9 protein-coding genes and 1 riboswitch are annotated in these 13,884 nt (G+C 65.1%); of the genes, 5 read left to right on the top strand and 4 right to left on the bottom strand.

The window, feature by feature from the left end; genetic code table 11:
• Window positions 1-138 precede the first annotated feature (138 nt).
• Entirely contained in the window at window positions 139-2,910 is a 2,772-nt protein-coding gene (locus N4G42_RS09400; RefSeq protein ID WP_260666969.1) for a DUF349 domain-containing protein, read from the bottom strand.
• A 952-nt stretch (window positions 2,911-3,862) separates the two neighbouring features.
• On the opposite strand from N4G42_RS09400, the gene N4G42_RS09395 reads away from it, so the two are divergent.
• The 4 genes from N4G42_RS09395 to N4G42_RS09380 all read left to right on the top strand — a co-directional run bounded on the left by N4G42_RS09395 (window position 3,863) and on the right by N4G42_RS09380 (window position 7,873).
• The gene (locus N4G42_RS09395; RefSeq protein ID WP_146872325.1) at window positions 3,863-4,708 is read left to right on the top strand and encodes a lytic transglycosylase domain-containing protein; all 846 of its coding nucleotides are present in this window, start codon (window positions 3,863-3,865) and stop codon (window positions 4,706-4,708) included.
• Between the two features lie 84 nt (window positions 4,709-4,792).
• Window positions 4,793-4,946, top strand: a riboswitch (ZMP/ZTP riboswitch).
• A gap of 35 nt (window positions 4,947-4,981) precedes the next feature.
• A complete protein-coding gene (glyA, locus tag N4G42_RS09390) occupies window positions 4,982-6,226 on the top strand; it encodes a serine hydroxymethyltransferase (protein WP_056067170.1) in 1,245 nt (414 codons plus the stop codon).
• Window positions 6,227-6,250: 24 nt separating this feature from the next.
• The gene (gene nrdR, locus N4G42_RS09385) at window positions 6,251-6,700 is read left to right on the top strand and encodes a transcriptional regulator NrdR (protein ID WP_015013541.1); all 450 of its coding nucleotides are present in this window, start codon (window positions 6,251-6,253) and stop codon (window positions 6,698-6,700) included.
• Window positions 6,701-6,970: 270 nt separating this feature from the next.
• On the top strand, window positions 6,971-7,873 hold the full coding sequence (locus tag N4G42_RS09380; RefSeq protein ID WP_192421163.1) for a DMT family transporter: 903 nt from the start codon (window positions 6,971-6,973) through the stop codon (window positions 7,871-7,873).
• Window positions 7,874-7,920: 47 nt separating this feature from the next.
• On the opposite strand, the gene N4G42_RS09375 is transcribed toward N4G42_RS09380, so the two are convergent.
• Together N4G42_RS09375 and aroC are read right to left on the bottom strand one after the other, a co-directional pair.
• Window positions 7,921-9,726 (bottom strand): bifunctional metallophosphatase/5'-nucleotidase, encoded by a 1,806-nt coding sequence (locus tag N4G42_RS09375; protein WP_260666968.1) that lies wholly within the window; start codon window positions 9,724-9,726, stop codon window positions 7,921-7,923.
• A 36-nt stretch (window positions 9,727-9,762) separates the two neighbouring features.
• Window positions 9,763-10,860 carry a chorismate synthase gene (gene aroC / locus N4G42_RS09370; RefSeq protein ID WP_056067164.1) on the bottom strand — a complete coding sequence of 366 codons (1,098 nt, stop codon included), beginning with the start codon at window positions 10,858-10,860 and terminating at the stop codon, window positions 9,763-9,765.
• 204 nt (window positions 10,861-11,064) lie between these two features.
• On the opposite strand from aroC, the gene N4G42_RS09365 reads away from it, so the two are divergent.
• Window positions 11,065-13,302, top strand: coding sequence for an EAL domain-containing protein (locus tag N4G42_RS09365; protein WP_260666967.1), 2,238 nt, complete (start codon window positions 11,065-11,067; stop codon window positions 13,300-13,302).
• A gap of 63 nt (window positions 13,303-13,365) precedes the next feature.
• Here the strand turns inward: N4G42_RS09365 and N4G42_RS09360 are convergent, their stop codons facing one another.
• Window positions 13,366-13,815, bottom strand: a complete 450-nt coding sequence (locus N4G42_RS09360; RefSeq protein ID WP_015013536.1) for a CBS domain-containing protein — start codon at window positions 13,813-13,815, stop codon at window positions 13,366-13,368.
• Window positions 13,816-13,884: the final 69 nt, after the last annotated feature.

The following is a 13,884-nucleotide window of genomic DNA, read 5'->3' as shown; positions in this document are numbered from 1 at the left end:
GCCGTTGCATCCGCAACGGCTTTTTTGTTTTCAAACCATCAAAGCAAAGAAAAAAACGAGACCGCCAGCGGTCTCGTTTTTCGTTCTGTCTGCTGCCCTGAGGGTACACGCGCCGCGGCGCGCGCCCCAGCCCTTCAACTACTTGCGCAGCAGCGTCTTGAGCACGTTCTGCAAACGGCGTGCGTTCGCCGCATCGCTATTGCTCGCCAGCACGCGCGCCACATCCTGGCCCCAGGTCTGGGTGGGCGCAGGGTCGTTGCGGCGCGTCAGCAACTGCAGTTGCAACATCCGCCGCGCAGCAATGTGCTCGGCAGGCGTTGGGGCCTCGGCCGCCATTTCAAGGCGCAGCAGCGCTTCTGCCGCATCGCCCTTGGGCGCAGCCGACAATGCCTGTGTCCAGGCACTGCGCACCGACGCCGTCACACCCGAACCCAAATCTTGCGTGCCGGGGACCAGCGCAGCATCGCGCTTTTCCCATGCGGTCAACAGCTGGGTCAAGGCTTCGCCGTGGGCCTGTGCGGCCAGCTTCTTCAGGGCCAGCTGTGCGTGCTCCATCGCCTCGCGCTGAGCACGGAATGCTGTGTCCCCCAAGCGAGGGCCACGGTCCTCGAAGGCTGGACGATCACCAAAACGGCCTCCCCGGTCAGCGCGATCGCCCATGCGGCCATCACTGCGTGGGCCGCGGGCACCGTCACGGTCGCCAGGACGACCATCGCGGCGGTCTCCGGGTCGCGCACCACGGCCGGGGGCCACCGGAGCGTCTTTCTTCATGCCAGGGCGGTCATCCCCACGCACCGCCACAACAGGTCGTGCAGCAGGCTTGGGGGCTGCAGGTGTCGCCGCAGGCGCGGCTGCAGCGGTGTCACCACCTTCCGCAGCCTCGGCAGAGGCCTCTGCTGCAATTTCAGTAGCAGCTGGAGCAGCACTCGCCTGCGCGTCGGCATGCGACTGGGCATCCTTGTTGGCCGTGGCGACCGCTTCAGCCGCCTGGGCTTGGCCGCGCAATGCAGCCTCCAGCGCCTGCATCGCAGCACGGATCTGCTGCGCATCACCCGTGGCGTTGGCAGCCTCCAGAGCCTTGGAAGCGTCCAGAACGACGCGGTCCCGCGCACTCAACTCGGTGACAGCACGATCACGATCCGCAGACTTGCGGTTGAACGCTTCATCAATGGGCTTGCGGAATGCGTCCCACAGCTTTTGCTCGTGCTTGCGATCCAGCGGCACGGTCTGTGCCTCAGCCTGCCAGCGCTGTTGCAACGCCTTGACGGCATCGATGCGCAAAGCGGGTGCCGCGCCCAAGGCTGTGGCCTCATCGATCATCGCGTGGCGACGCGCCAGACTTTCCTTCTGTGCAGCCTCCAGGGGGGCAGCGGCCAGGGCAATGGCCTGTTTCCACAGGGGCTGCAGCTCTGCAAAAATCTTCTCGCCCACATGCCCGCCTTCGCGCCAGCGGTCGCCGAACTGATACAGCGAGCGGTTGATGGCCTTCCAGTCGCCCGACGCAGCGTGTTCTTGCGCCCAGGCCTTGACCTCCTCGATCAGCGCCAGGCGCTGAGCCTTGTGCTCGGCCGCTTCAGTGCGGATCTTGTCCAGCCAGGCCTCGACCACCTTGTGCGCCGCGTTGCAGGCTTCATCAAATTTCTTCCACAGGGCGTGGTTAGGCGCACCACCCTGGTCTGCCTGCTTCCACTGGTCTCGCAGATTGCGCAGGGTCTCCTGCATCTTGCGGCCACCCAGGGCCTGACCCTCGGGGCGGTTGAGCAGCGCTTCGGCCTTGGCCACCAGGTCTTCACGCACCTGGTCGGCACTCCAGCGTTGCCAGCCTTCCAGCTCACCGGCAGCCACCAGCGCCGTGTGCACCTGCTGCTCCAGGGCATTGTCAATGTGTTTGCCATGCACCTTGAGCACGGCGCGCAGCGCAGCCGCCGCGCCAGCGCTGGCCTTGCCATGGCCTTCAGCGGTTTCTTTTTCGAGCGTCGCCAGCGCATCGCGCACCAGTTGGTGCGCCTTTTCGATCACCTCTGGCGCCACCTTGGGTTTGGCGACGCGGGCTGGCTTGCTGGCCGCTGCTGAAGCAGCCGCAGCGGCGGCGGCCTCCGTGGGCAGGCCACGGGCAGCGCGCAATTCGTCCGCCCAAACAGGCACGGGAGGCAGGGGCGCGGAGACATCTTCTGCCGCTGCAGCCGCCTGGGCGACTGCGGGCTGAAAAGCCTCCCACACCACCAGCAACTGGGTGCGAGAGGCATCCAGCAAAGGGGGGAACCGCGCTTCGACGCTCGCCCAGCTCGCATCGCCCGTGAGCTCCTGGGCCTGCTCCTGCCAGCGCGCCACATCGGCACGCAGCAGCTCCAGCGCAGCATGGGCATCACGCCAGGGTTTGGTGGAGAGCACTTCAATGCGCTGCGCCAGCAGCACAGCGGCCTCGCGCTGCACCTGCACGCGGTGCTGCAGGTCTTCAATGACCTTCACACGGTCCGCCAGCTGCACCTTGAGCAGCGACAGCGGCTCGCGCGACAGAGGCGCACCCGCCTTGGCGGCATCCCGCTGCCAGGCCAGGGCATCTGCAATATTGAGCTTGGGGGCCGCCAGCAGTGCCTGGGCCTTGTCCGCCCATTCGGCCGCAATAGCCTCTTGCCCCTTGGCACGACGGATTTCGTCCAGCCGTTCGCGCACGGCGCGGGCTGCGCCCTTGTCACGTCCGCTCAACTCCTTGAACACCTCCTGCAGCTGCTCAGGCGCTGGCTGCGTGGCCAGCCAGTCACGGATGCGGGAAGCGCGCTCACCCGATGTAGCGGCAGAAAAAGCGCCGCCGGTCAGCGCATCGAGCGGGTGCGGCTCGTGGGTTTTGGCCGGGGCCGGATTCACTTCAGGTGCGTCGGACATTTTGCTGCGGGAAAAAAATGGAAACATGGATCCAATGGATTACGAAGGCGTCCCTGGCGCAGGGCCTGGGGCCGTGCCCGAGCGACCGCACCATGCGCACGCCAGGACAACAAAAGGGCTATTTTCACCGGATTGGGCCAGCAAGCCGTGGCGGGGAGCATCGTCCACACCAGCCAGGTGATCTGGCACAAGGCTTTGCGAGGCAGGCCGCCCCGCCGATGGACCTCTGCGAGAACGCCGCGCGACACTCCGGGCGAAGGGTCGCCGCTCTAGGGAACAGCCCCCATTATCTATATATAAGACAGCGCCGCCCACCCACAAGGCGAAGCACCAATAAGAAAGCCCGACGAGCAGTGCCTGAAGGGCCTGCCCGCCGGGCTTGACGGCTGACACAACGGTCTTTGCCATCGGTCGCGATGCGGAGAGAAAGGTCCGCATGGCGAGGAGGCAAGGTATTGCCTCCAGGGGTTGCCATGGAAGCGGCATCTGCTGCACCTTGGCACTGAATGCCCTCGGAGGGAGACTTCGCTTCGTCTGGCGATGCCTGAAATCTACAGGCGCCTCCACCTTATCAAACTCACTCGGCCAACTCAAATCGGATTCTCAATGGCGGAGAAAAGCCCGATTGAATTTGACATGGTGATGTCAGCCACCACCGGCCCACCCACAGCGCTGAACAGCCCCTCACCCCCACAAAAACTGTGATTTTTCACATGTTTTTCATAATTTTTATGTCTTAAAAATAGTTTTGTTAGTATTGACTATGCATTTAGTGAGCTTCTAGAATCCGCCAGCCCCAAAAACAGGGCTAGTACAAACCCCAATCGCTGCCGAACCCGGCTAAGTCAATCCAGGGCGCCAAGCACTCCACAGACGTGCAGCCCGGACTTGATGGCGTACCAATCCAGGCGATCTGCCAGCAAAGCACAGTCCACTGCGACTGCTCCGCTCCACTGGCCCGCCTCAGAAAGGAAGAGCTATGACAGCGTCAGGAAAAATAGTCTCCGGCGTGCGAACCTTCGCGGCCGACGTGACCGAAGGTTTTCTTGAAATCACCCACAACAGCTTCGCCCTTATCGGCTTGGCCGTTGCCTTTGTCGTCATTGCCCTCACTGCACGGCCCGATCTGCGCCAGGCTGGTGAAGAGCAATTGATGAACTGGCTGCAAGCCCGTCAGGTTGAAATGCTGGGCATGCCCATCGAACCGGAAGCCAGCGAGCGCGCTACGGCGGTGAACCCCAAGGATCTGCCCAAAGAGCAGGCAGCCGTGGCCTTCTGGCTCAGCAAAAAGTACCGCGTGGCGCCTGAGCCCCTGAGCGCTCTGGTGGCCGAGGCCTACGAGATTGGCACCCGCGCAAAGATCGATCCCACCCTGATCCTGGCCATCATGGCCATTGAGTCGAGCTTCAACCCATTTGCCGAAAGCGCCGTGGGCGCACAGGGGCTCATGCAGGTGATGACCCGCGTGCACACTGACAAGTACCAGAACTTCGGCGGTCACTTTGCAGCCTTTGACCCGGTGAGCAACCTGCGGGTCGGTGTGAAGGTGCTGCAGGAATGCATCGCTCGCGCTGGCTCGCTCGAAGGCGGCCTGCGCTTTTATGTGGGTGCAGGCAACATGGCCGACGACGGAGGCTATGCCGCCAAGGTGATGGCGGAACATTTACGCCTGCGCCAGGTGGCCGGCGGTCGCGCAGTGCCTTTCAATCCTCCGCCCTCCTTGTCTACCCAGGCTCCTGTGCAGAGCATCCCCGCAGCGGTACCCCGCACCACAGCCCCTGCAGCAGTCAGCGACAAGGTGGCTTTGCTGACACCTGGCCTGTAACCCTGCAGGCTCCCGGCACCCAGGCAACAACCCTGGCGCCCAGCGGTTCGGACGGTGCGGCACTGGCGCCGTGTCGGCTACACTAACGGGGTACGCGACTGGCGATAGGCGCAACATCCTGCCACTGGATGTTGCCGCTGACGTGGAAACCAGCAAGAACCTACTTCTTGTGAACCACTGGGAAGCGTGCCGCAGGGGCCCTGCCCCATGCGTTCAGCCGTTCGCCTGGGCAGCCCTTGTTTCAAGGGACACAAGTTCATAGGACTGCCAATCATGTACGACCGCAAAATTCTTGTCGAACAAACCGACCCCGAGCTGTTTGCTGCCATCCAGGCGGAGAACGCGCGCCAAGAGCACCACATCGAGCTGATCGCCAGCGAGAACTACGCCTCCCCCGCCGTGATGTGGGCCCAGGGCACCCAGCTGACCAACAAATACGCAGAAGGCTACCCAGGCAAGCGCTACTACGGTGGCTGCGAGCATGTGGACGTGGCCGAGCAACTGGCCATCGACCGGGTCAAGCAGCTGTTCGGCGCAGAAGCCGCCAACGTGCAGCCCCACTGCGGCGCATCGGCCAACGAGGCCGTGTTCCTGGCCTTCTTGAAGCCCGGCGACACCATCATGGGCATGAGCCTGGCCGAAGGCGGCCACCTTACACATGGCATGCCGCTGAACATGTCGGGCAAGTGGTTCAACGTGGTGTCCTATGGCCTGGATGCCAACGAAGCCATCGACTACGAAGCGATGGAGAAAAAGGCGCACGAGACCAAGCCCAAGCTGATCATCGCCGGTGCCTCGGCCTACAGCCTGCACATTGACTTCGCACGTTTTGCCAAGGTGGCCAAGGACGTGGGCGCGATCTTCATGGTGGATATGGCCCACTACGCCGGCCTGATTGCCGCCGGTGTGTACCCCAACCCCGTGCCCCACGCCGACGTGGTCACATCCACTACGCACAAGAGCCTGCGCGGCCCCCGTGGCGGCATCATCCTGATGAAGGCACAGCACGAGAAGGCCATCAATAGCGCCATCTTCCCCGGCCTGCAAGGCGGCCCGCTGATGCACGTGATTGCTGCCAAGGCCGTAGCCTTCAAGGAAGCGCTGCAGCCCGAGTTCAAGGCCTACCAGGAGCAAGTGGCCAAGAACGCCAAGGTCGTGGCTGAGACGCTGACCGCACGCGGCCTGCGCATCGTGTCCGGCGGCACGCAAAGCCACGTGATGCTGGTGGACCTGCGCGCCAAGGGCATTACCGGCAAGGAAGCCGAGGCCGTGCTGGGCGCCGCCCACATGACCATCAACAAGAACGCGATCCCCAACGACCCTGAAAAGCCGATGGTGACCAGCGGCGTGCGCATTGGCACCCCCGCCATGACCACGCGTGGCTTCAAGGAAGAAGAAGCCCGCATCACGGCCAACCTGATTGCCGATGTGCTGGACAACCCCCGCGACGAAGCCAACATCGCCGCCGTGCGTGCCAAGGTCAACGCCCTGACCGCTCGTTTCCCGGTCTACCGTTAAGCAACAAGCCGGTCCTCAGCGCCCATGAAGTGCCCCTTCTGCAGCCACCTCGAAACGCAAGTTGTTGAAACGCGGGTGTCTGAGGATGGGGTCTTCATCCGCCGCCGCCGCCAGTGCGGCGCGTGCGACAAGCGCTTTACCACCTACGAGCGGCCGGAAGTGAACTTCCCGGCCATCGTCAAAAAAGACGGCCGGCGCATTGAATACGACCGCAGCAAGCTGCTGGGCTCTTTCAACCTGGCGTTGCGCAAGCGACCGGTCAGCACAGACCAGATCGACAGCGCCATCGAGCGCATCGAAGAAAAGCTGCTCAACCTGGGCCAGCGCGAAGTGATCTCCAGCCGCATTGGTGAGTTGGTGATGCGCGAGCTCAAGAAGCTCGACAAGGTGGCTTACATCCGCTTTGCCAGCGTGTACCGCAGCTTTGAAGACATCGACGACTTTCGCGCCATGGTGGATGAGGTGCGCAAGTAGCCACGCCCCCCAGGGTGGCCGTCACGCGGATGACCGCCCCTTTGCAGCCCCCGCACCTGCTACCTCGTCTGGCCAATGCAGAGCGCGGCACCGTTGGCATACATTGCGCACTCCCAGGTTCTGCCATGGCCCCTGCGCATGTCGCGCAAGCTACTCTGCAATTGCTACTAATTTGATAGCTATCGCAGCATGATGGACTAGCGCTTCAAGCAGTTTTTACATCAAAACCGCCATCCAACACTTCGGCAAGCACTGCGCAGGTGCCTGACAATGCGCGCGGTGAAAACCCGCCATTTCCTGCAGCTGGTGCTGCTGTCTGCCCTGTGGGGCGCTTCCTTTTTGTTCATCCGCATCGCCAGCCCGGTACTGGGTCCGAATGTGATGGCCGCGCTGCGCATTGGGCTGGCCACTCTCACGCTGATCGGCATCATGCGCTGGGCGGGTGAGCCCTGGCCCTGGCGCCACTGGCGGGAACTGCTGGGGCTGGGTGCGCTGACGGTGGCAGCGCCTTTTCTGCTGTACGCCTGGGCGGCACTGCACCTGCCTGCGGGCTACAGCTCTCTGCTGAACACCATGGCCGTGCCGTTTGGCGTGATCGCCGCCGCCTGGATGAAGGAAGACACGCTGAGCACGCGCAAATGGGCGGGCTGCCTCTGCGGCTTTGCAGGGGTCGCGCTGATCGTGCAGCTGGGGCCTGTGGCGCCCACCTCGGCGGTACTGCTTGCGGCAGGCGCGTGCGTGACCGCTGCGGCGTGCTACGGCCTGTCTCTCACCTGGATGAAGCGGGCGACCACCCGCATGTCACCGCTGTCGATCGCGGCCGGTATCCACGCCGCTGCCCTGGTTCTGCTGCTGCCCGGGGCGGCCTGGACATTGCCCACCGCACGTTTCACTCCCGAGGCGCTGGCCGCCGTAGCCGTGATGGGCATCGTGACCTCGGGGCTCGCCTACTGGCTCAACCTGCGGGTCCTCAAACATGTCTCGCCCGTGGCCGCCATGAGTTCCGCCTTCATGATCCCGCTGTTCGGCGTGGCCTGGGGCCATATCTTTCTGGGCGAGGCACTGGGGCCGGGCATGCTCTGGGGCGGCGCGCTGGTGCTGGTGGCGACCGGGCTGGTCACCGGCTTCAACCCGCTGCAATGGCTGGGCGCGCTGCGCCGCACAGACGACTAAGCGGCGGACTCCCCCACCCAGCGTGCACCCAACGCCTTTGGTGTTCCTCAGCGCGCGGCAGGCGCAACGCGGGTGATGCGGTGGGTAGCGGGTGGTGCCACCGGGCTCTGCAGCCGGAAGTACGCCTCCAGCGCATCCAGGTCCAGCTCACCCACGCGCCGGTCCTGGCCTTGCGTCAGCACCGTGAAGTTGTCACCACCGCTGTCCAGAAAGCTGCTCATCACCACACGCACGGACTGCATGTCTGTCACCGGCGCACCATTCAGCACCATGTGGCTGATGCGCGCCCCGGCGGGCTGGCTCAGGTCGTAGCGGTAACTGAACCCGCCGGACACCGACAACACCCGGGGCCGCTGCACCGTGTTGCCCCCGCTGGCGAACTGCTGCTCCAGCACCGCGCGGATCTGCGCACCCGTGAAGGTCTTGATCACCAGCTGGTTGCCAAAAGGCTGCACCGCATACAGCTGGCCGTAACGCACCAGCCCTTGCTCATCCGGCACCAGGTCAGCGCGCAGGCCGCCCGGGTTCATGAAGGACAGCTGCGCACCACCATCCGCAGGCGCTCGTGTAGCCAGCAGCTGGGCGTCCGCCACCAGATTGCCCAGCACGCTCTCCAGCGCCGCGTTGGGCTGGCGGCGCATGGCCCCTTGGGCCTGCCCCACTGGACGCTGGGCCAGCGGAATGGCGGCAGCGCGGTAGGTGTCGATGATCTTTTGCACGCCGGGATCCGCAGGGAACGTCGGCACGGCCGTGGTCAGCGGCACCGGCCCCTGGGCGCCCGTGAAGGCCTCGCCCTGCACCACCACATTGCGCGCCGTCTTGCTCACCACACGGCGGGTCTGCGTATCCACGCGCAGCTGGATGTCGGTGAGCAGCGTGCCGTACTGGCCTGCGCTGGTCAGCAAAAACGGCTTGGCCGGGTTCACGCGGCTGTAGTCGCACACATAGGCCTGGTGCGTGTGGCCCGAGACCACCACATCCACGGCCGGGTCCAGGCGCTCCAGGATGGGCACGATGTCGCCCGACAGACCTGCGCAGCTGGTCTCCTGCACGCCCGCCGTGGTGCCCCCGCCTTCATGGATGGCCACCACAATCACATCGGCGCCTTGGGCCTTGAGCTGAGGGATCAGCGCGTTGGCCGTGGCCGCCTCGTCCTCAAAACGCAGCCCAGCGACCCCGGACGGGCTGACCATGGTCGGTGTGGCCTGCAGCGTGAGGCCGATAAACCCCATGGTGACGGTGACACCGCCTTCGGTAAACCGCTTGAGCCCTGTGGCGGGCAGCAGGGTGCGCCCGTCTTCACGCACCGTGTTGGCCGCCAGCAGGCCAAATTGGGCGCCCTCAAAAGGTTTGCTGATGCGGCAAGGCTCGCGCGAGGTGAATTTCTCGCAGCCACCGTTCTGCAGCCGCAGCAGCTCGCGCCAGCCCCGGTCGAACTCGTGGTTGCCGACCGCGTTGAAGTCGATCTGCATGCGGTTGACGGCCTCAATGGTGGGCTCGTCCAGGAACAGCGACGACACCAGCGGCGAGGCGCCCACCATGTCACCCGCAGAGACCACCGCATGGTGCGGCGACTGGGCCTTGAGGGCTGCCATGGCGCTGGCGAAATACGCCATGCCCCCCGCAGGCGCCAGCACCGGTCCCGTGGGCCCCTGCACTCGATGCGCCATGTGGGGCGGCTCCAGGTTGCCGTGCAGGTCGTTGAAGCCAATGAGGGTGATGTCGATGTGGGCCGGCGCGCTACCCGCCGCAGGGGCGGTGGACGCAATGCCGCTGCAGCCAGCCAGCCACAGCGGCACCGCCAAGGCGGCCAGCGCCCTGCGGTGAAAGGCCCGGAACAAGCGGTTGCTCATACGGAGGCACCGCCCCAGGGACGGTGGGAGTTGGTGTTACAGAAACGAGGCCTGGATCGGCGGCACAGGCGGCACCACATCGCCGCACTGGGCACGGTGACGCAGCGCGTGCTCCATCACCACCAGCGCCAGCAGCGCCTCGGCAATCGGCGCGGCGCGAATGCCCACGCAGGGGTCGTGGCGGCCCTTGGTGATCACCTCGGTGCTCTTGCCGTGGATGTCGATGGACTCGCGCGGGCTGATGATGGAGCTGGTGGGCTTGATCGCAATGCTCACCTCCAGGTCTTGCCCCGTGCTGATGCCGCCCAGCACGCCACCGGCGTTGTTGGTGCGAAAGCCCTGCGGCGTCATCGAATCGCCATGCATGGTGCCCCGGTGGGCCACGCTGGCAAAGCCCGCGCCAATCTCCACGCCCTTCACCGCGTTCAAGCCCATCATGGCGTGGGCGATGTCGGCGTCGAGCTTGTCATACAGCGGCTCGCCCAGGCCCACCGGCACGCCCGTGGCCTGCACACGGATGCGGGCGCCGCACGAGTCACCGGCCTTGCGCAGGGCGTCCATGTAGTCCTCGTACTGCTGCACGTCGGCCACGGGGGCAAAGAAGGGGTTGGCGCGTACGTGATCCCAGCTCTCGAAAGGGATGGGCAGCTCGCCCAGCTGCGTCATGCAGGCGCGGAACTGGGCGCCATACTGCTGTGCCAGCCACTTCTTGGCCACTGCACCGGCGGCCACCGTGGGCGCCGTCAGGCGGGCCGACGAGCGGCCGCCACCGCGCGGGTCGCGGATGCCGTACTTGTGCCAGTAGGTGTAGTCGGCATGGCCGGGGCGAAAGCTCTCGGCGATGTTGCTGTAGTCCTTGCTGCGCTGGTCGGTGTTGCGGATCAGCAGGGCGATGGGGGTGCCGGTGGTCTTGCCCTCGTACACGCCAGAGAGGATCTCCACCGCGTCGGGCTCGTTGCGCTGCGTGACGTGGCGGCTGGTTCCAGGGCGGCGCCGGTCCAGGTCGGCCTGGATGTCAGCCTCGGTGAGCGGCATGCCGGGCGGGCAGCCGTCGATCACGCAGCCAATGGCCGGGCCGTGGGATTCACCAAAGTTGGTGACTGCGAATAGGGTACCGATGGTGTTGCCGCTCATGGGGCGGGATTATCCCAGAGCCCCGGGTGCCCGACGCAAGGCCGCACCGGTTTGCTGCGGTGTACTCCCCAACAGCTCCTACGTCACCGCACTCACGAGGCACCACACGCCCGATACGTGGCGCGTTTGCACAGGCATGACATATCCTGCTTGGCAGGGTTCTGGACGCTTGTTAGCATGTAAACATCGATTTTTGGGATCTCCATGCCCGCCCTCGCGCCGCCCTCTCCGGGTCCGACATCACCTTCCCGCACCCTTCTGACTGCCGCCCTGGCAGATGCTCCCCTTCGCCGCGCACTGGACGCCAGCGACAACGCTGTCGTGATGACCAACAGCTCCAAGTGTGTGGTCTATATCAACGAAGGGTTCACGCGATTATTTGGCTACCAGCCCGCCGAAGTGCTGGGCCGGCACCTGAGCGAGGTCTTGCTGGGCCCCCACTCTGATCCGGACCTGCTCGAAAGCATCCGGGGCAATGTGCTGGCCAAAGGCAGTTTTCGTACGGACACACTGCTTTACAGCAAGGCGGGGCAACCCCGCTGGGTGTCCCTGGTGATCAATGCGTCCGACGAAAGCTCCGGCGGACCGGGGGGCAGCATTTCGATCCTGACCGACATCACGCTCACCAAGATGCACGAGGTCCTGCAGACGCACGTGCTGGAGGGCATGGTCAACGAGTTGCCCCTTCCCGAGCTGATGGCACTGGTCTGCCGCGAGGTCGAACGCATCGCGCCCGAGGTCACCGCCTCCATCCTGGCGGTAGATGCACAAGGCCGGTTGCACCCGCTGGCAGCGCCCAGCCTGCCAGCCACCATCAGCCGCGCGCTGGACGGACTGGCGATTGGCCCCAAGGTAGGGTCGTGTGGCACCGCCGCCTTCCGCAACGCGCCCGTGGTGGTCACCGACATGGCCACAGACCCCCTCTGGGCTGACTACCAGGAATTGTTTGCCCCGAGCGGCATGCGCGCCTGCTGGTCCAGCCCCATTCGCGACCACCGGGGTCAGCCGATTGGCACCTTTGCGTTTTACTTCCGCGAACCGCGCGCACCCGACGCGCTGCATCAGCGCCTTGTCGATGTATGCCTGCACCTGTGTGCGCTGGCCATCGAACGCAACAGCACGCACGAGCGTATCCACCAGCTCGCGTTTTTTGATGTGCTGACGGGGCTGCCCAACCGGGCCCTGTTTCGCAGCAGTGGAGAGCGGGCGCTGGCCGACCTGCAGCGGGGGCGCCATACCGGCGCGCTGCTGTTTCTGGACCTGGACCGATTCAAACAGATCAACGACACCCAGGGGCACGCCGCAGGCGATGCGCTGCTGAGCGAGGTGGCCCAGCGCCTCACACAAGGCCTGCGCGCGCGCGACCTGATCGCGCGCCTGTCGGGCGACGAATTCGTGCTGCTGCTCTCCGAATGCACCACCGAACAGGCCGTGCAAAGCGCCCAGCGCGTGCTGCACGACATTGCCCAGCCGCTGGACATCTTCGGGCAGACCCATGTGCCCCACGCCAGCATCGGCATTGCGATGTTTCCGAACGATGGAGACACCATCGACACCCTGCTGCGCCATGCCGACCAGGCCATGCACCAGGCCAAAAGCGACCATCGCCACAGCCTGCAGCTTTTCAGCGCCGAGATGAACCGCCGTGCCCAGGAGCGCGCCTCGCTGGAGCGCGCGCTGCAGCAGGCGCTGTCCGAGCGCAGCCTCACGCTGCACTACCAGCCGCAGGTTCTCAGCAGTTCCCCCGGCACCTTGCACGGTGTGGAGGCTCTGGCGCGCTGGAACCACCCGCAGTGGGGCATGGTGCCGCCGTCGCAGTTCATCCCCGTGGCCGAGGACGCCGGGCTGATCCATGAGCTGACCCTGTGGCTGCTGGACGAAGCCTGCCGCCAGCTGGCGGCCTGGCGCGCTGCAGGCCACGACGTGCCCTGCGTGGCCATCAACCTGTCGGGCCGCAGCTTCCACCGGCCGGAGTTTGCGCAGGAGATCAGCGATGCGCTGCAGCGCCATGGCCTGCGCGCCAGCGATGTGCTGCTGGAGATCACGGAGAGTGTGATGATGGATGCGCGGCCCGTCACGCTGCAGAACATCGAGGCCCTGCACCACCAGGGTTTCAAGCTGTCCCTGGATGACTTCGGCACCGGCTATTCCAGCCTGAGCTACCTGCACCGCCTGCCCATCAGCGAGCTCAAGCTCGACATGGCTTTTGTGCAAGACCTCACCACCAGCGCCACGGCGCGCGCCCTCACGGTGTCGGTGCTGAGCATTGCGCACAGCCTGGGCATGGTGGTGGTGGCTGAGGGGGTGGAGACCACCGGCCAGCAGCAGTGGCTGCAGGCCCACGGCTGCCCGGTCATGCAGGGCTACCTGTTCGGCAAGCCGCTACCACCCGATGAGATCGAGGCCTGGCTCTGCGCCCAGGCGCCTCGCCCCTATCGCTGACCTGGCTAGAGGCTCATCTGTGCCGTCACGCCGGGGCGCAGGCCTCGCGCCCTGCCCACAACCTCAAGTACGAGGTTCTTCTTCCGGCCAGTCGCGGATGTAGGCCTTGAGCATCTTGTTCTCGAAGTTCTGGCTGTCCACCACGGCCTTGGCCACGTCATAGAAGCTGATCACGCCCATCAGCATGCGGCGGTCCATCACGGGCATATAGCGTGCGTGGCGGTCCAGCATCATGCGGCGCACTTCGTCCATGTCGGTTTCGAGAGTGCAGGTCAGTGGCGCATCGTCCATGGCCGTGCGCACCAGCATCGTGCCCACGCTGCCGCCGTTCTTGACCAGCGCCTGGATCACTTCGCGGAAGGTGAGCATGCCCACCAGGTCGCCATGCTCCATCACCACCAGCGAGCCAATGTCGCGCTCTGCCATCAGGCTCACGGCACCCGCCAGCGGCTCGTCCGGCGATGCGGTGTAGAGGGTGTTGCCTTTGACGCGAAGGATGTCGCTGACTTTCATGGTGCGGAGTCTCCGGGGGATCGGGAAGAATCGGAAAGAGTATGTGTGGGCCCGCACACACCAGCACAA

It is taken from the genome of Acidovorax sp. K2F (genome assembly GCF_025246485.1).
GTDB classification, from domain to species: domain Bacteria; phylum Pseudomonadota; class Gammaproteobacteria; order Burkholderiales; family Burkholderiaceae_C; genus Acidovorax; species Acidovorax delafieldii.
The sequence above is the reverse complement of the archived record's forward strand: the minus strand, read 5'-3'. Positions and strand labels throughout refer to the sequence as shown.